The sequence below is a fragment of the Dictyobacter vulcani genome (assembly GCF_008974265.1).
Taxonomy (GTDB): Bacteria; Chloroflexota; Ktedonobacteria; order Ktedonobacterales; family Ktedonobacteraceae; genus Dictyobacter; species Dictyobacter vulcani.
In genome coordinates, this window is sequence record NZ_BKZW01000001.1 from 2,251,573 (window position 1) to 2,269,364 (window position 17,792).

Sequence of the window (17,792 nt, forward strand, 5' to 3'; positions counted from 1 at the left end):
CTCAAGCACGAAGCACACCGTCGCCCCTCTGAATGTCATAAGCATTATAGGTCTTGTAACGCTAATGTAACTGCGCCGACAAGATTAGCCTCCGAACCAAGGCCGCTCTGGACGACTCGTAAAGACTGCCTTGCCTCAGGAAGACATAATTCCTGAATCCGTTCCCGCAAAGGTGCGATCAACAACTCACCAGCACTGGCACCAGGTCCACCCAAAATAATCATCCCGGGATTCACCAGATGTACAATGTTAGTCAGCGCAATACCCAGATAGGTAAGTACATCTTGCACCACCCGCTGAGCAATCTGATCGCCTTCCGCAGCTAAACAAAAGATTTGCTCAACTGTAATACGTTCAGCGCGACCATCAGTCACCCGTTGGATTGCCGCCTCGGTCTCAGGATATTCTATAGAGAGGCCAATCATGGTGCGAACAATTGCCTGTGCTGACGCGATCGCTTCTAAATGTCCGTATCCGCCACAGGAGCAAAGTGGTCCATTCTCTTTCACAAAGAAGTGGCCAATTTCACCGGCTGTCCCTGTTGTGCCATGATAGACGCGCCCATTCACTGCCAATCCACCACCGATACCGCGCCCCAGGCCAACATATAAAGCCACGCGTTCCTTCTGAGCGACGCCATGTACGACCTCGCCCAGAGCGGCCGCATTTGCATTATTATCAATAATACACGGCACGCCTAACTTTTCAGCAAAATAATCCTGTAACGGAAAATTATCCCAGCCATGAGCATGATGGAGCCGCTTCACAATACCAGATTTCGCATCGACCAGACCACCGACCGCCACCCCAACGCGCAAAATCCGGCCATTACGTAGTCGATCCTGCTGAGTCACCTCGGCAATCATCGTATCCAGCAGTGCCAGAACAGATTGAGTGTCGGGAACATACTCCAGAGGACGACGAATGCGATGCAAAATCTTGCCGTTCAGATCTGCGAGCGCCACCGATTGGCGGGCGCCGCTACCACTCATTTCAATGCCAACAACATATCCTTGCGTAGCTAACAAATTACCACTGCTCCGTGGCACATTATGTAGACCTGAAGTACCTTCATTCCCCGTGGGTAAATCTGAAGTAGGCTGTGTAGTCACGGCTCGCTCTCCCTTCAACTCTGAACCAGAAACGCATGATCAGATAGCTAAATTTGCTGCCATTGAGGCAAAAAACAAGATCATGATCCCATACAAGCTGGCCTATCAAATATCCTGAGATATCCAGCCGGGGTAGTCAGAATGTAGATGATCCCATACTAAGGATTGAGCATTACTGGGACAACGGGTTTAGTATATCATACAGAATTAGTAACGCAAAGCTCGCTAGGATGCTAGTCCCAGTTTTTACCAATCCGGGCACCTTTTTACTAAAGCTGAGTATTTACATTCATTGATCCCTGGCGTATAGTTGACGTTAGAGATAGCAAACCACGCCAATACAACCCGGTTTAGCTCAAATTGATCACTACCGTTATTCCCCATAACCCATTTGAGAGCAGCCATCTCACTAATTAACTAAAAAATCATTACATATCCCGGTAAGAAATTCTACACATAACATATCAATGGGGATAGAAAGGGCCAAACTCATGGCAGATCTACGCTTAGAGAAACTGGCAAAAGTACTGGTAAACTATTCACTTGCAATCCAACCTGGAGAAACATTCTTATTGAAGGGGCCAGCGGTCGCCGCACCACTGATTAAAGAAATTTATCGTGAAGCACTACGTGCCGGTGCCCACGTCACTACCCTTATTTCAATTGAAGGTACAAAAGAGATTTTCTTCAATGAGGCCAATGAAGAGCAGTTACAATATGTATCACCCTTCGCCGAATTTCAAATCAATCATTACGATACGCAACTCATGATCATCGCAGACGAAAACACTAAAGCACTCAGTGGCACCGATCCCAAGAAACAGGCAGCACATAGCGCAGCCCAGGCGGGCATCTCAAAGCGCTTTATGGAACGCTCAGCCAGTAACGAACTCCGTTGGTCGCTCACGCTTTATCCGACGCAAGCTCATGCCATGGACGCAGGTATGTCACTAAGTGAATACGAAGACTTTGTCTTTAGTGCAGGCTACCTTGATCAGGAAGATCCCGTGGCGGCCTGGGAAAAAGTCCAGCAAGAACAACAGCGCATTGCAGACTATCTGGATAAACATCATGAAATCCACATCGTTGCCCCTGGAACCGATATTACCTACCATGTTGGTGGACGCAAATGGATCAGTTGTTCCGGTGACAAAAACTTCCCGGATGGTGAAGTCTTCACGGGTCCGATTGAGGACTCGGCTAATGGCTATGTCAACTTCAGCTATCCTGCCGTATACAATGGGAACGAAGTAGAAAATGTACGCCTGGTCTTCAAAGATGGCAAAGTTGTCGAGAGCAGTGCCGATCGTGGTGAAGATTTCCTCAATGCGATGCTCAATATGGATGCCGGCTCCCGCTACCTTGGCGAGGTAGCATTTGGCCTCAACTATAATGTGAAACGTTTCACCAAGGAGATTCTTTTCGACGAAAAGATCGGTGGTACCATGCATATGGCTCTGGGCGCTGGTTTTCCCGAAACAGGCTCGACCAATGATTCTGGACTGCACTGGGACATGGTTTGTGATCTGCATGAAGGAAAAGTTTATGCTGATGGTGAGCTGTGTTATGAAAATGGAAAGTTTATTATCTAACTTCATGCCTACATGTTGGGAGACGGCTGGACCGTCTCCCAACATCATTTTAAAAAGCTAGCTTGCAGTGTTAGCCAGGCATTGACGAAGAGGTTTACGCTATTACGGTTCGATCAAGGATTGCAGGTGGGAGTTGGGCAGGAAACTCTGGCAGCCAGTTATGTAACTGTGCCAGATCATCTTCATCTACATCCACTGCCCCCAGATGGGTATGCGCTAGTTGAGCGCCTTCCAGGTGTGCACCGTAGAGGTTGGCGCCTGCCAGGAAAGTTCCCGACAGATCAGCCAGTTCTAGATGGGTACCACGTAGATCTGCGCCATATAAACAGACACGGGCAAGGTTGGCGCCTTCTAGATGAGCTCCACGTAGATCTGCACCTTCCAGGTGGGCAGGATAACGCCCGGTCAGCGACACCAGTTCCAGATGTGCGCGAATCAAGGTCGCTCCCTCTAGATGTACACCACCCATATCGCTCCCCGTCAGCGAGGCGCCTGAAAGATCGGCTCCCTGCATGTATGCGCCACCAAAATTGGTTTCGGCCGCATATATGGCACTCAAATCGGCATACTCAAAATGCACATAACTAAAATCAGCGTCAGAAACCGTGGCATGGCTGAGATCAGCTCCCCGTAAGTGGGCACCAATCAGATATGCACCAGTCAGATCAGCCCCACTGAAACATGTCGCATTCATATGGCTACCAATCAGATTGGCTGACTGGAGCAATGCCTGTTTCAAACTGGCCCCCTCAAGTAGAGCACCACCGATCTCAGCCTGAGCAAGGGATGCACCATTCAAACTGGCACCATTCAGATACGCCCCATTCAGAGCAGCGGCCTGTAAAGACGCAGTATCTAAACGGACACCCTCAAGATGAGCTCGGGCCATATCCCGTTCTTCAACACTGGCCGGCAACCAGTCAGTCCAGGAAAGGCCAAAAGAAACACGAGCCAGCGGCAGATCACACAAATCTACATCCTGCAGCTGTGCCCCGCGCAGATCCAGCCCAACGCGCTCTTTCTGTGTCACATCCTGCCAATCCACCGGCCCACGTCCATCCTCATGGCTGGACAGCAACCACTCTACATCGGCCCGCGTCAGAGACTGATCACGAAAAGGATAGGCTCCTAGAGTAATATCGGGTACTACAGTGAGGCGCTCCCGTAAAAATTGCTGACGTTCCTGGCTAATTAAAGGCTCACGGCGCCAGGCTTGTTGCTGCTCTTGCCAGTACAAGAGCCAATCTAAAGACATATGCGATTCAGGTAAGGTCATACGATATTTCACACACTTCCACTTATAGGCGTTGAAAGACCAGGTAGATTACAGGCGTTGAAAGACCAGACAGATAAAATCTATCGTGGTAGATAAAGAGTTCAGCGCCTCCATGCGGGCACGAATCTCCTCGGACAAATGCCAGTAATTAGGCGTCATCATCACAAGCTGCGCAATCTCGGCCTGCTGTAAAGCCAGCTCATAACTCAATTCACGTGTTTCCAGTAATGTGAAGGAGCCTGAAAACTGCTCCACCACATGTTGCTGTTTATTTTCCTCAATATTGAGTAAATGTAAAGACTGACGTAACTCCTGTATATGTCTGGGTCCTGGAATAATAATCAATAGTGGCGCGCCAGGAGCCAGCACACGAGCATATTCAGCTACATTGCGCGGAGCAAATATATTAAGCATGCCAGCAAGAGCCTGATCAGCCAGCGGCAAGGGCTCATTCAGATTGGCAACCATAAAAAAGGTGTCTGGATAACGCTTCGCCGCCATACGAATCGCATCTTTAGAGATATCGATACCCAGCCCATAGACCTGCCCAAAACGCTGAGCCAGTTGCGCCTGCAGATTACCCAGATAGTAGCCCTCGCCACAACCAGCATCCAGTAGACGGACAGGACCCTCCTGAACCGGGGCCAGGTGAGCCTGCAGCAGTTCATTTAGCAAAGAAGCCAGGGGCTGATAGTATCCTTTATCAAAGAAAGCACGGCGCGCCAGCAGCATCTCTCTGGTATCGCCCGGCAACTTCTTACGTAGCAGATTAACGTAACCTTCTTTAGCCATATCGAACGCATGCGCCTGCTCGCAACGCCATGTACCCTGCTGAAAAGAGATCGGGAGGCTACACACAGGGCAGCGCAATATCTCCTCAACAGCCGTAGAAACCATCATATCATCCACTCAACTTTTCTTTTCGATCTTATTATCCACATCATATGACAAGCAGGCGGATTACTCAAATAGTCATATTTATATCCACCTGATTAAAGCGTTATGGTAGAATGATAACAGAACACCATTGTGCTCACAATGTGAGTCTATACAGTCTATATTATTTTTCACAGAACAAAAGAAAAAAGCGTAACGAGGATAAAAAAGCATGGAATACGCGGTGCTCGGTGGCGGTGCTCTTGGACTGATGGCAGCATATCGCTTAACGCAGGCTGGTCATTCGGTAATGGTCTTTGAGCGAGAAGCAATGGCTGGTGGTCTGGCGTCAGGATTTCAAGTCGGGGATAACTGGTTAGAGAAATTTTACCATCATATTTTCCGCTCTGACAAAATGGCAATTCGAGTCATAGAAGAGTTAGGCCTGGGGGATCGCCTGGAGTGGCAACATCCGCGCACTGTAAGTCTGGTTGGAGGCGAAAACCATCAACTGGATGATCCTATTTCGCTGCTCAAGTTTACCCCGCTAAATATCTATGAGCGTTTACGCGTAGGTGCCACCCTGGCTTTCCTGAAAGTAGCGAATCCTGAATGGTTAGAAGGAAAGACAGCAGACGATTGGTTACGGCGCTGGATGGGGAAGCGACCCTACCAGATGATCTTTGAGACATTGTTTATGGGCAAGTTTGGCAAGCTTTATGATAAGATCGCGCTACCATGGTTCTGGGCGCGTATCCATGATCGGTCGGCACAGCTAGGCTATGTACGTGGTGGCTTCCAGCTCGTCTATGAGCGCCTGGTAGAGCGCATCACACAGGGAAATGGCAAAGTGCTGCTGAATACCACCGTAGAGGCGGTAGAGCAAGATGGCGAAGGCTGGAACGTCAAAACCGATCAAGGGAGTTGGAAATTCGATCGCGTTATCTCTACCCTGCCAACCCGACTCAGTTGCAAACTTATTCCTGCCCTGCCTGCAGACTATCGCCAGAAGTACGACTGGGGCCAGGCCTATGGTGCCCACTGTCTGATCCTGGCCCTGGACCGTAAACTCACCGATAGTTATTGGATTAACCTGTGTGATCATGGTTATCCATTTACCGGTATTTTTGAGCATACCAACTTCAGGGACCCAAAAGAATATGGTGGACGGCACCTGGTCTATCTCGGCAATTATCGGCCAATGGATGATCCCCTCTTCAAGCAGAGTAAAGAAGAGCTGATAAAAGAATTCACGCCGGCTATCCAGAAACTGGCTCCCGACTTTAGTCAGGACTGGATACAGGAGAGTTGGATCTTTTCGGCGCCCTATGCGCAGCCAATCGTTACTACTGACTATAGACAGCATATTCCTACGCTGGAACCACCGCTGCCCAATCTATGGATTGCCAATATGTTTCAGATTTATCCCCATGACCGTGGACAAAATTATTCGCTGGAACTTGCGGATAAACTCGTACAGCAGATCCTTTAGTCTCGCCACACGCGGGCACTAAAGTGCCCATATTTCTTTTATGAGGTGGTGAAAATATTGCGCGATGCGCAATATTTTCACCACCTCATAATTTTAGAGCACCACCTCATAATTTTTCAGAGCACCGCCTCATAATTTTAGAGCACCACCTCATAATTTTTCAGAGCACCGCCTCATAATTTTAGAGCACCACCTCATAATTTTTCAGAGCACCACCTCATAATTTTTCAGAGCACCACCTCATAATTTTAGAGCACCACCTCATAATTTTAGAGCACCACCTCATAATTTTTCAGAGCACCACCTCATAATTTTAGAGCGCCGCAGGCATTAAATTACAGAGAACCGAAGGCGCGAAAAGTGAGAGTGATTTTTGGTCATTCTCGAAGCAGGGTAAAAAAAATATGCTGTTTTTCGAAAAGCTCGCTGAAAAGCCCAGGGCTTTCCAATTCTTGTTGCAAGCTGGGATGCAAGGGGCGGCCAGCCCCTTGCATCCCAGCTTGCAACAAGAATTGGAAAGCCCTGGAAAAGCCTGCTTAAGGCTTGTCAAAGCTTTGTGGGATGTGTTATAATATCCGTGAGCAGAGTAAAAGCTCATGGTCGTTATAGCCAGCAATGTGCTATTTGTCAACTATGAACGAACTCAGCTCACGGATAAGTTCGGCAATCTATTGCATGAATGTCACCGGGGTGTAGCGCAGTCGGCTAGCGCGCAGCGTTCGGGACGCTGAGGTCGGAGGTTCAAGTCCTCTCACCCCGACCAGGATGACACATACTTCTCCCTTTGCAGGGAGTCAGGAGCATCACAATCCAATAGGATCGTTAGTGCATACAGACAGAAGTATGTGTCATAATTTTTTTTCCAGGCACAAAGGAGATCATAGAATGCAGGGATATCAGATATACACCACAGCCAGCATAAGCGGCTGTTATCTGGTAAGTCTGCGTACCATCGTAAGTACCGAAAGTACCCAACCGGTGGTGGGCAGGAGAGTTCCTGCTGTGCCTGTTTCTCCTGGACATGCAATGCATTCCCACCTTTATCCACCAAGTCGTTGCAGGCGGCGTTAGAAGCTGAAGGACTGACTTTTCGATTCGAATCCATCCTCTCTCAGCCTTCTCCTCGCTGTCTGTGTGTGTCATTCATCGACTCTGACAGAGAGGAAGGAAAGCCATTCATGCCTGTTCTTGTGTTGAATTCCTCATTACAGCCTCTCTCGGTCATACCAGAGCGTCGCCTCATCGTATTATTGTCAAAGCAAAAAGTGACATTTGTAGATGAGACGGTTCGAGAACTGATCGAAGAGAGCATTCAACTTCGTCGGCTGGAGTCGGAGCGTCCCGTTATTGTACAGCTATTAGCCAATGTACGCGTGCCGCGGGTAGCCCTTCAACCGACACGTACCAATATACTGTTACGCGATGATGAAACATGTCAGTACTGTGGCAAACGTAGCCGTGATCTAACGCTCGACCACATCATTCCACGTTCACGTGGTGGGCAAAGCACATGGGAGAATCTCGTCGCTTGCTGCAAACACTGTAATGGAAAAAAAGGGAATCGCCTCCTGAAGGATGTGAACATGCATCTCTTACGGCAACCACGTGCATTGACGCAAGAATATGCTGGATTCTTCTTGCTTCGCTATCCAAAGCTACGCGAAGCGTATGAGCAGTTTCTGTTAAGCGCCATGGGAGTTCCCATGCCACATATGCATACCAATCGTGGCATAAGTGCATAAGGTCCACCTATAAAATATTATTGGCACCGTAATTATTCTCTTCATCTGGGTGTAAGCTGTCAGTGGTAACCAGAAAACGGAACTACTGACAACTTACACCCAACTTTTATTATCCTCCATTGTGAATAAGCCTCAAAAGGATCTGCGAATATGAATAGGGACAGGTATTAAAATGTATTAAGGAGGATATAAAAAATGTTTATCGCGACCAACCGCATACAGATACCTGTTGAACAGCAGCAGAAAATGATAGAAGCCTTTCGCAGATCGGTACCTGCTCTGCATCAATTTGAGGGCTTTCAAAGCTTTGAGATCCTTGTCAGCGAGGATAGAAGCCATATGATCGCTATGTCGCACTGGGCATCCAGGGAAGCCTATGATGCTTATGTCAACAGTGAAGCGTTTCGCAAGCACCATGGCGGAGCCAGCAGCGAACAGATGCATCCTCATGCCAGCATCACATACTATACAGGAGAGCTGTTAAGCTAACCTTACACTGAATCTGAATGCTGCGGCAAAGAATGGAAAAATGTCGTCAAAAAGGCTTGACAAAAGCGCAAAGACATTGTAATATAGCAAGTATCAAGAACACCTGTATGTGCAGGCGAGCTGGTGACTGTAGCGAAGAGGGCACACCCGTTCCCATCCCGAACACGGAAGTTAAGCTCTTCATCCCCGATGATACTACGTGGGCAACTGCGTGGGAAAATAGGAAGTCGCCGTCTCACCCGCCCACACGGGTGTTTTTTTATGCCTTTTTATAAAAATGATCCACCATAAAGAACAGGACCGCAACCTATAAAGGCTGCGGTCCTGTTCTTTATGGTGGAGACAAGAAGATTCGAACTCCTGACCTTCGCTATGCAAAAGCGACGCTCTACCAGCTAAGCTATGTCCCCATAACTTGACTACTGCAATACCGTTTATCCTCAATTTTGCCGAGCGCCTCTGCCAGCCGATGAGCTGAAGCCGAGTGCACTCACGCGAGTGTCCACGATGAAGATACTATGTGAAACAAGCCGTACGATCATTAGGGCGACTTCGCTGCGCCTGTTACCAGGTGTCCACGTGTCGTCTATCTACCAGGTCGTCTTCCTGGGATCTTGATCACACGAAGTGATGGGAAAACTCGTCTTGGGTGCGGCTTCGCGCTTAGATGCCTTCAGCGCTTATCCTTTCTCGACATAGCTATCCAGCTCTGGCCTGGGCAGGCCAACTGGCACACCAGCGGTCGAGCCATCTCGGTCCTCTCGTACTGGAGATGACGCCCCTCAATTTTCCTACGCCCACGACGGATAGAGACCGAACTGTCTCGCGACGTTCTGAACCCAGCTCGCGTGCCGCTTTCATGGGCGAACAGCCCAACCCTTGGGACCTACTCCAGCCCCAGGATGCGACGAGCCGACATCGAGGTGCCAAACCTTGCCGTCGATATGAACTCTTGGGCAAGATAAGCCTGTTATCCCCGGGGTAGCTTTTATCCGTTGAGCCACACTCCTTCCACTCGGGAATGTGGGATCACTAAGCCCGACTTTCGTCCCTGCTCGACCTGTCCGTCTTGCAGTCAAGCTCCCTTCTGCCTTTGCACTCTTATGGGTGATGTCCATCCACCCTGAGGGAACCTTTGGGCGCCTCCGTTACTCTTTGGGAGGCGACCGCCCCAGTCAAACTACCCGCCTGATCTTGTCTACGTCCCGGATCACGGTGACGTATGAGAAACAAACCGCAACGAGAGTGGTATTTCACTGTTGTCTCCCCTACCCCCACAGGGATAGGTTCTCCGACTCCCACCTATGCTACGCACGCTTCAACTCGTTTCCAGGTCAAGGTGTAGTAAAGCTCCACGGGGTCTTTTTGTCCTGTCGTGGGTAACCCGTATCTTCACGGGTACTTCAATTTCGCCGAGTCCTCTGTCGAGACAGCGCTCAACTCGTTACTCCTTTCGTGCGGGTCGGAACTTACCCGACAAGGAATTTCGCTACCTTAGGACCGTTATAGTTACGGCCGCCGTTCACCGGGGCTTAGATTCGCAGCTACGATCACCGCTCCTCGTAACCTTCCGGCACTGGGCAGGAGTCAGCCCCTATACTTCCGCTTTCGCGTTCGCAGAGACCTGTGTTTTTGGTAAACAGTCGGTTGAGCCAATTTCTTGCAACCCCCTCACGCCGCTCCGAAGAGCCTCGCTACTAGGGCACCCCTTCTTCCGAAGGTACGGGGTTAATTTGCCGAGTTCCTTAACAGAGGGTCGCTCGATCACCTGGGGAGATTTCCCCCTGCCTACCAGTGTCGGTTTGCGGTACGGGCGGAGAAGCATTCTGGCGAGAGGCTTTTCTCGGCGGCGTAGGGGCCAATGACTTCCGCGAACTGACGTCCGCTCGCTGCACGTGTCATGCACAGGAAACCGGGATTTTCCTCGGTTTCGCACTTCGCCGTACAGACCCATCCTGTCCAATCGATGGGCTCACCTTCCTTACCGCGTCCCCCCATTGCTCATAACAAATGTCTCCGGTGCAGGAATGTCCAACCTGCTTGCCATCGCCTACGACTATAACGTCCTCGGCTTAGGACCCGACTCACCCTGGGACGATTGACGGTGCCCAGGAACCCTCAGGCATTCGGTGTGTCTGGTTATCACAGACATGACGCTACTCATTCCGGCATTCTCACTTCTCTTCGCTCCACCAGTCCTCACGGTCTGGCTTCTCTGCTTGAGAACGCTCCCCTACCAACCCTATCAAATGATAGAATTCCATGGCTTCGGTATGATGCTTGAGCCTCGATACGTTGTCGGTGCCACTACACTCGACCAGTGAGCTATTACGCACTCTTTAAATGATGGCTGCTTCTAAGCCAACATCCTGGCTGTTTGGGCGTACTGACTCCCTTTTACACTAAGCATCAATTTTGAGACCTTAGCCGATGGTCTGGGCTGTTTCCCTTTTGACGACGAAGCTTAGCCCCCGCCGTCTCACTTGCATGCATGCTGTCCTGGCATTCGGAGTTTGGTTGAGTTTGGTAACCAGCACGTGGCCCCTAGCTCATTCAGTGCTCTACCTCCAGGATAGTGTTTCATACAGCTGTACCTCAATACATTTCGGGGAGAACCAGCTATCTCCGTGTTCGATTGGAATTTCTCCCCTATCCACAAGTCATCCCCCAGTTTTGCAACACTGGTGGGTTCGAGCCTCGACGGACTGTCACATCCGCTTCACTCTGCTCATGGATAGCTCACACGGTTTCGGGTCGCATCGCCGCAACATTCGCCTTGTTCAGACTCGGTTGCCCTGGGGCTCCCCAGCTTTATCGCTGGTTAACCAGGCTACGACGATGCACTCGCCGGATCATTCTACAAAAGGCACGCCATCAGCCCTTGGTTCCGCAACGGAACAGTGGCCTCTGACTGCTGGTGAGTACGTGGTTTCAGGGTCTCTTTCATCCCCCTCTCGGGGTGCTTTTCACCTTTCCCTCACGGTACTTGTTCGCTATCGGTCGCTAAAGATGTGTAGCCTTGGAGGGTGGTCCCCCCAGCTTCCCACAAGGTTTCACGTGCCTCGTGGTACTCAGGATACTGGCCGATTCGAGCTTTCCGTCCTCTACGGGACTGTCACCCGCTCTGGTCACGCTTTCCAACGTGTTCAAGTAAAATGCTCTCCTGTGTTGCCAGTCCTACAACCCCGATCATCTCGAAAGATGGTCGGTTTGGGCTCCTCCCGGTTCGCTCGCCACTACTACGGGAATCTCGGTTGATTTCTTTTCGTCGAGTTACTGAGATGTTTCAGTTCACCCGCTGCCCCCCGTCACTGCCTATGTGTTCAGCAGGCGGTCTCCAGACATCACTCTGGAGGAGTTGCCTCATTCGGAATCTCGGGGTTCATCGCTTGCATGCAGCTCCCCCGAACGTTTCGCCGGTCTCCGCGTCCTTCTTCGGTCTTTAGCGCCAAGGCATCCACCTCGTACTCTGTGTAGCTTGTTCTCTGATTCTTCATCATGTGTGTCTGTGAATGCTTGATCTCTTGATTTTTTTCGCAAAAAATTGCGATCCTCTGCTTCAACTCTGGCTGACATAAATCGCTCAGCAAAATTGAAGATAAACAGTATTCAGTTGTCAAGGTGCGATGCTGGCAGGCCACACACCGGAGCGTGTGTCTGTTGACCCCAACATCTGGAGAGTGGAAACCAGTCCAACGGCTGGCACAAATACGTTCTTGTCCTGGTCGACCTGGAAGTGTGACATCATGGTGGCCATGATGGATCATGACCGATGTCAAAGCTCCCTAGAAAGGAGGTGATCCAGCCGCACCTTCCGGTACGGCTACCTTGTTACGACTTCACCCCAATCACTGACCCCACCCTCGACGCTTGCCCCTCTTGCGAGTTAGCCCAGCGGCTTCAAGTGTTGCCAACTTTCGTGGTGTGACGGGCGGTGTGTACAAGACCCGGGAACGTATTCACCGTAGTGTGCTGACCTACGGTTACTAGCAACTCCAACTTCATGGAGGCGGGTTGCAGCCTCCAATCTGAACTGAGGCCAGGTTTGACGAGATTGGCTCCCTCTCGCGAGTTCGCGACTCTTTGTCCTGACCATTGTAGCGTGTGTGTCGCCCAAAGCGTAAGGGCCGTGCTGACTTGACGTCATCCCCGCCTTCCTCCATTTTAAAATGGCAGTTTCGCTAGAGAAATTCAACTAACGACAGGGGTTGCGCTCGTTGCGGGACTTAACCCAACATCTCACGACACGAGCTGACGACAGCCATGCAGCACCTGTGGATCCGCCCCGAAGAGACAGCCAATTACGGCTGGTGCAAATCCATGTCAAGCCTTGGTAAGGTTCTTCGCGTTGCATCGAATTAAACCACACGCTCCGCTGCTTGTGCGGGTCCCCGTCAATTCCTTTGAGTTTTAATCTTGCGACCGTACTCCCCAGGCGGACCACTTCTTGTGTTAACTGCGACACTGAGGGGGTCGATACCCCCAACGTCTAGTGGTCATCGTTTACGGCTAGGACTACCAGGGTATCTAATCCTGTTCGCTCCCCTAGCTTTCGCACCTGAGCGTCAGATGCTTCCCAGGACACTGCCTTCGCCATCGGTGTTCCTCCGGATATCTACGCATTTCACCACTCCACCCGGAATTCCGTGTCCCTCTGAAGCCCTCAAGTCAGACAGTATCCGAAGTACTTCGTCGGTTGAGCCGACGACTGTCACTCCAGACTAATCTGACCGCCTGCGTGCGCTTTACGCCCAATAAATCCGGACAACGCTTGCCCCCTACGTATTACCGCGGCTGCTGGCACGTAGTTAGCCGGGGCTGATTCCTCTGGTACCGTCCGTTCTCGTCCCAGAGAAAAGCAGTTTACGATCCGAAAACCTTCATCCTGCACGCGGCGTTGCTCGTTCAGGGTTGCCCCCATTGACGAAAATTCCTCACTGCTGCCCCCGTAGGAGTCTGGGCCGTTCTCAATCCCAGTGTGGCTGATCGTCCTCTCAGACCAGCTATCGATCGTCGTCTTGGTAAGCCATTACCTCACCAACTAACTAATCGAGCGCAGGCTCATCCTCAGGCGCCCTTGCGAGCTTTGCTCTTGCGAGCCTATGCGGTATTGTCGGCGATTTCTCGCCGGTATTCCTCACCTGATGGTAGATTGCCCACGTGTTACTCACCCGTCCGCCACTCCCTGCTTGCGCAGAGCGTTCGACTTGCATGTGTTAGGCACGCCGCCAGCGTTTATCCTGAGCCAGGATCAAACTCGCCATCCAATTGTTGCGTTTATACAAACATACACTCACATGGAGGTATGTCAATTGCATGTGAATTGCGATCAAGGCCAAGTCTTACAACATTGGCTGTAATTGTTCGCAGATTATTGTTGTGATCACTACTATACTTGCATACAGTAGGATCGAATTGACAGGAAACTAGAAACGATTCATGTTGTTCCAGTTGCTGTTCTGCTTTCCACTCTTCAGTTGTCAAGGTGCCCACGAACCGCAGTTCGTGTGGAACGATCAAGCGCTGCATTTCTGCTTGCTTGTCTCGTGTGGCTGTAGTATCGCAGATCTGTTGTGCTTTGTCAAGTACTTTTCCGACCACTTTTTCAGGTCCGCCGAAATCTCGTTGTTCTGACTCGCCAGAGCCAGAAACACGACGACATCCTGCGTCAAAAAAGGGCAGAGCCTTCCTCTTCTCAACAAACATGGTTGGGAAAACACAGGAGATCGAAGATCTCGGGGAGAGCCACCTTAGCGTGGCACAACGGATGCGAAGGGACAGGAGCACCCCGGCTTGTTAAGCCTGGTGATTGTCGTCTTTCTGCAGCTCGATGATTATGCCATACCTGCTATGCGTATGTCAAGCACTTTTCATACGTATTTTAACTCGACCACAAAATTTTGGTTTCATTTTCCCCATGTAAAAAACATCATGCTCACAAAAGCCATGTTCGATAGTCCTGATAAGATTATCTCGCGAGCCTCCGCATCAGACGATATCGCTAACATGGATAAAAGCCTGTAAATAGGGGGTTGACAAAGCCATATAGCTGTAGTATTATTCATCAAGTCAAGAACACCTGTATGTGCAGGTGAGCTGGTGACTGTAGCGAAGAGGGTACACCCGTTCCCATCCCGAACACGGAAGTTAAGCTCTTCATCCCCGATGATACTACGTGGGCAACTGCGTGGGAAAATAGGAAGTCGCCGTCTCACCCGCCCACACGGGTGTTTTTTTATGTGCCAATAACAGACAAAAAGAGAAGGGCCAATTATCGAGATAATCGACCCTTCTTAAAAAAGCTACATGCTTAAACGGCATTGATATTATTGGTTCAGCAAGGTAGCCTTCAACTGGATATCTGTAGCGGCCAGCGCTTTAGAAACTGGACAATTCTTTTTGGCTTCCTGGGCAAACTTTTGGAAGGTGGCATCGTCGATACCCGGTACGACGGCTTCAGTTACCAGTTCAATCGGATTAATAGCAAAGCCACCTTCGACCTGATTGAAATGTACATTGGCTGTTGTATGCACACGGGTCGGTGTATGACCTGCACCAGCCAGACTGGCCGATAATGCCATGGAATAACAACCAGCATGGGCGGCAGCGATCAATTCCTCAGGATTAGTTCCACCGGAACCATCACCCATACGTGAGCGGAAAGAATATTGTCCTTCAAAAGCGCCGCTTCCCAGGCTCACTTTTCCCTGACCTTGTTTAAGATCACCATTCCATTCAGCGTCTGCTTTACGAATTGCCATAAGAATGTCTCCTTCTTCAGTAACAATAGCAAAGATAGAATCTTACTATGTCCCTCTATCGTAAACTTTTCACAGCTATGAGCATCATTTAAGTACACTCATGTACCTGTACACTATACAACCATAATACGTTTAGAAACAAGCAAGCAAGAAATTTCAGATAATTCTGGCTCTAAGGACGGTGCTCAGATTCGAGCATCTTTAAAACTTCTGCTTCATCTTTATCGCTAACCATGTAATCAACCGCAGCACGCTCAATACGCCAGACAGAGCCTTTGAGAATAACAAAACGCCATTCAAGCTGTGGGCTGTTATTAAAATCGGCTGGCGTGGCTGTTTTTAAGAAATCCAGCACATCATCCGGGACAGGAGCATGAATCTCATCAAGATTATTCTGGATCTGCTCTATGTAGCGGGGAATAATCCCTTCTGGATCTTCTCGATAAATTATGCGATGCAAATTACTTAAATTGCTTAAACCCGCCTCCCGATGTTCGGGTATAGCCAGATCATTGATAATCCGCAGTCGTAACGCCTCAAAAAAACTATACTGGACCAGGCCGCTACAGATAAAATGCAGCATGGACTGCGCAGAGTCGTCCTTTTCATCCCATTTCTTGAAGATATTGGCAACCCCAGCCGCAGCATCGGCGATGGCTGGCACCGCGCCCAGATGGCGTTTAGCAACCCGTTCTGCATACAGGGCTGCCAACTCATAAACAGTCTTGTGATCATATAAACCATTAATCTGGTCAATGGCAATACCACGCACATGACGCAAATAACCAATACCATGGATATCTTCTGGATCATAAACATTATGCCGGGACTGCTCATAAGGATTTTCCACATACCAATCCAGGCAAGGACGTTTGATGCCGACGGTAAATTTATCAAAAGGTATGACTTCATTACGCCAGCTGGCAAGATGAATGCCTTTTGTTTTCGCCTCCACTAGAAAGGTATTATTAAAGCCCTGGCGGGGATCACTAATCAAATAGAAAATGGCAGAATGGCTCCATTCACTATCCGTCGCTATACGGATCAAATGGGCAAATACTTCTTTGGGATCCTTGTTTTTGCGCAACATCACATCTGCAACTTGTAAGAAAGGTCCTCCATTGTCATGTTGCAGGAAATAGTTCAATGGATCTTGCTCAATACGGCTGGCTCGATATTTCATACCTGTATTCCTCAAAAAATTTAGCGTTCTCCTCTTTAAATTATGCATTCCAACTCAACCAATCAACAAGACCAAAAAGGGATAAGTTTACATCTCTATTCCCAAATTGTCTCCGTAAATTTTCAAACAATGATATTAGATCATCCAATAGGAGTACTGGATATAATAGGTGTATTTTCCTATGCAATGCGATTTATTTGACCTTATAGATGCATTTATGTACAGTAGTATCTGACACATAATGAGATAATCTGGATTATTTTTTACTGTAGGTGGAGTAAGTAAAGGTTAGTAACTATGCCATTAAAGGGACGTCATACGTTTGTGGGATTTGATGTACAGAGAAACGAAGCAGTGCCCCTGGCAACAAGTGGGCAGCAACAGCCGCACACAACACATGCAGCAATGTCAAATAATACTCCACCAAAGACAGGAACTCAGGAGACAAACTTGATCAGTTCAAGGATGCCTGAGAATCACACAGAGGAAATTCAACTTTCGCTTATCTCGATACCGGGGCGCAACAATGGACCCGACACAGCCCGGCTACCTCTTGTGATTCCAGGCAACGGAGCCAGAAATATAGCCACGGCTCCCCTGCGTAAGAGAAAAAGTCCTCTCGTCCATATCTGGATCGGGATTATGATCATTGCTATCATTACAGGCGCACTTTTAGCCTTTATACCAACCGGTGATAGCAGTGGCAAAAATATCACAACAGGCATCTTTCATCCTACGACCAATATGAAAGCCAGTCAGAAAAATGAGACGGCTCTCATTTCAGCCCAGGCAGCTACGGCGACCGCTGTCATGCAGGATGGTTTCGGGCAACCAATTTCTGTAAAGGTTACACCGCCAGCGGCATCCAAGGATTTTGTGCCCGATGCAAGTTTTGATAATCGCTATCTCATGGGGCAGTGTACCTACTGGGCAGACTTCCGCTATCATCAGTTGACTGGCTATGCCGTACCATGGATGTATGACGCTAAAGGCTGGGCATATGGAGCTTCTCAGAGTCCTGGTTGGGTAGTTTCTTCCACACCTAAGGTGCCATCAATTCTGGTCTTACAGCCAGGTACGCAGGGAGCTGGATTGCAATATGGGCATGTTGCCATTGTCGAACGTATCAATTCAGATGGCACGCTCTATACGAGTGCCTGGAACGTTGTGGGGCCAGGCATCCTCACCTATATGACCTATCACATTACTCCTGGTGTAAGTTTTGTCTGGCACTCTTGATGGTTAGTACGACGCACCACATCACGAATG

The 17,792-nt window shown here is 49.4% G+C and carries 11 protein-coding genes, 2 tRNA genes and 4 rRNA genes; 8 read left to right on the top strand and 9 right to left on the bottom strand.

Annotation, left to right across the window (positions count from 1 at the left end; genetic code table 11):
- Nucleotides 1-44 precede the first annotated feature (44 nt).
- Complete coding sequence (locus tag KDW_RS09505) at nt 45-1,112, bottom strand: ROK family protein (RefSeq protein WP_151755732.1); 1,068 nt, start codon at nt 1,110-1,112, stop codon at nt 45-47.
- 491 nt (nt 1,113-1,603) lie between these two features.
- Here KDW_RS09505 and KDW_RS09510 point away from each other — a divergent pair, with 491 nt between their 5' ends.
- Nucleotides 1,604-2,704, top strand: a complete 1,101-nt coding sequence (locus tag KDW_RS09510; protein ID WP_151755733.1) for an aminopeptidase — start codon at nt 1,604-1,606, stop codon at nt 2,702-2,704.
- A gap of 94 nt (nt 2,705-2,798) precedes the next feature.
- On the opposite strand, the gene KDW_RS09515 is transcribed toward KDW_RS09510, so the two are convergent.
- Together KDW_RS09515 and KDW_RS09520 are read right to left on the bottom strand one after the other, a co-directional pair.
- Nucleotides 2,799-3,980 carry a pentapeptide repeat-containing protein gene (locus KDW_RS09515; protein ID WP_151755734.1) on the bottom strand — a complete coding sequence of 394 codons (1,182 nt, stop codon included), beginning with the start codon at nt 3,978-3,980 and terminating at the stop codon, nt 2,799-2,801.
- Between the two features lie 48 nt (nt 3,981-4,028).
- Complete coding sequence (locus KDW_RS09520) at nt 4,029-4,880, bottom strand: putative RNA methyltransferase (protein ID WP_151755735.1); 852 nt, start codon at nt 4,878-4,880, stop codon at nt 4,029-4,031.
- 208 nt (nt 4,881-5,088) lie between these two features.
- On the opposite strand from KDW_RS09520, the gene KDW_RS09525 reads away from it, so the two are divergent.
- The 5 genes from KDW_RS09525 to rrf (KDW_RS09545) all read left to right on the top strand — a co-directional run bounded on the left by KDW_RS09525 (nt 5,089) and on the right by rrf (KDW_RS09545) (nt 8,815).
- Nucleotides 5,089-6,348, top strand: coding sequence for an NAD(P)/FAD-dependent oxidoreductase (locus KDW_RS09525; RefSeq protein WP_151755736.1), 1,260 nt, complete (start codon nt 5,089-5,091; stop codon nt 6,346-6,348).
- Nucleotides 6,349-7,034: 686 nt separating this feature from the next.
- Nucleotides 7,035-7,111: transfer RNA gene (locus tag KDW_RS09530), tRNA-Pro, on the top strand.
- Between the two features lie 415 nt (nt 7,112-7,526).
- Nucleotides 7,527-8,090, top strand: coding sequence for an HNH endonuclease (locus tag KDW_RS09535; protein WP_151755737.1), 564 nt, complete (start codon nt 7,527-7,529; stop codon nt 8,088-8,090).
- Between the two features lie 195 nt (nt 8,091-8,285).
- Nucleotides 8,286-8,579 carry an antibiotic biosynthesis monooxygenase family protein gene (locus KDW_RS09540; RefSeq protein WP_151755738.1) on the top strand — a complete coding sequence of 98 codons (294 nt, stop codon included), beginning with the start codon at nt 8,286-8,288 and terminating at the stop codon, nt 8,577-8,579.
- Between the two features lie 119 nt (nt 8,580-8,698).
- Nucleotides 8,699-8,815: ribosomal RNA gene (gene rrf / locus KDW_RS09545) — 5S ribosomal RNA — on the top strand.
- A gap of 98 nt (nt 8,816-8,913) precedes the next feature.
- On the opposite strand, the gene KDW_RS09550 is transcribed toward rrf (KDW_RS09545), so the two are convergent.
- The 4 genes from KDW_RS09550 to KDW_RS09565 all read right to left on the bottom strand — a co-directional run bounded on the left by KDW_RS09550 (nt 8,914) and on the right by KDW_RS09565 (nt 14,285).
- Nucleotides 8,914-8,989, bottom strand: a tRNA-Ala gene (locus tag KDW_RS09550).
- Nucleotides 8,990-9,100: 111 nt separating this feature from the next.
- Nucleotides 9,101-12,063, bottom strand: a 23S ribosomal RNA gene (locus KDW_RS09555).
- Nucleotides 12,064-12,368: 305 nt separating this feature from the next.
- Nucleotides 12,369-13,846 (bottom strand): 16S ribosomal RNA (locus KDW_RS09560).
- A 10-nt stretch (nt 13,847-13,856) separates the two neighbouring features.
- Nucleotides 13,857-14,285 (bottom strand): hypothetical protein, encoded by a 429-nt coding sequence (locus KDW_RS09565; RefSeq protein ID WP_151755739.1) that lies wholly within the window; start codon nt 14,283-14,285, stop codon nt 13,857-13,859.
- 389 nt (nt 14,286-14,674) lie between these two features.
- Between KDW_RS09565 and rrf (KDW_RS09570) the strand changes: the two genes are divergently transcribed.
- Nucleotides 14,675-14,791, top strand: a 5S ribosomal RNA gene (gene rrf / locus KDW_RS09570).
- Between the two features lie 114 nt (nt 14,792-14,905).
- Here rrf (KDW_RS09570) and KDW_RS09575 read toward each other — a convergent pair.
- Nucleotides 14,906-15,340, bottom strand: a complete 435-nt coding sequence (locus KDW_RS09575) for an OsmC family protein (protein WP_151755740.1) — start codon at nt 15,338-15,340, stop codon at nt 14,906-14,908.
- A gap of 172 nt (nt 15,341-15,512) precedes the next feature.
- On the bottom strand, nt 15,513-16,523 hold the full coding sequence (locus tag KDW_RS09580; protein WP_151755741.1) for a hypothetical protein: 1,011 nt from the start codon (nt 16,521-16,523) through the stop codon (nt 15,513-15,515).
- A 297-nt stretch (nt 16,524-16,820) separates the two neighbouring features.
- On the opposite strand from KDW_RS09580, the gene KDW_RS09585 reads away from it, so the two are divergent.
- A complete protein-coding gene (locus KDW_RS09585; RefSeq protein WP_151755742.1) occupies nt 16,821-17,762 on the top strand; it encodes a CHAP domain-containing protein in 942 nt (313 codons plus the stop codon).
- Nucleotides 17,763-17,792 lie beyond the last annotated feature (30 nt).

Excerpts from the sequence above, each read along its gene's own strand:
- KDW_RS09510 (WP_151755733.1), top strand. The coding sequence starts at position 1,604 with ATGGCAGATCTACGCTTAGAGAAACTGGCAAAAGTACTGGTAAACTAT.
- KDW_RS09515 (WP_151755734.1), bottom strand. The coding sequence starts at position 3,980 with ATGACCTTACCTGAATCGCATATGTCTTTAGATTGGCTCTTGTACTGG.
- KDW_RS09520 (WP_151755735.1), bottom strand. The coding sequence starts at position 4,880 with ATGATGGTTTCTACGGCTGTTGAGGAGATATTGCGCTGCCCTGTGTGT.
- KDW_RS09525 (WP_151755736.1), top strand. The coding sequence starts at position 5,089 with ATGGAATACGCGGTGCTCGGTGGCGGTGCTCTTGGACTGATGGCAGCA.
- KDW_RS09535 (WP_151755737.1), top strand. The coding sequence starts at position 7,527 with ATGCCTGTTCTTGTGTTGAATTCCTCATTACAGCCTCTCTCGGTCATA.
- KDW_RS09540 (WP_151755738.1), top strand. The coding sequence starts at position 8,286 with ATGTTTATCGCGACCAACCGCATACAGATACCTGTTGAACAGCAGCAG.
- KDW_RS09565 (WP_151755739.1), bottom strand. The coding sequence starts at position 14,285 with ATGTTTGTTGAGAAGAGGAAGGCTCTGCCCTTTTTTGACGCAGGATGT.
- KDW_RS09575 (WP_151755740.1), bottom strand. The coding sequence starts at position 15,340 with ATGGCAATTCGTAAAGCAGACGCTGAATGGAATGGTGATCTTAAACAA.
- KDW_RS09580 (WP_151755741.1), bottom strand. The coding sequence starts at position 16,523 with ATGAAATATCGAGCCAGCCGTATTGAGCAAGATCCATTGAACTATTTC.
- KDW_RS09585 (WP_151755742.1), top strand. The coding sequence starts at position 16,821 with ATGCCATTAAAGGGACGTCATACGTTTGTGGGATTTGATGTACAGAGA.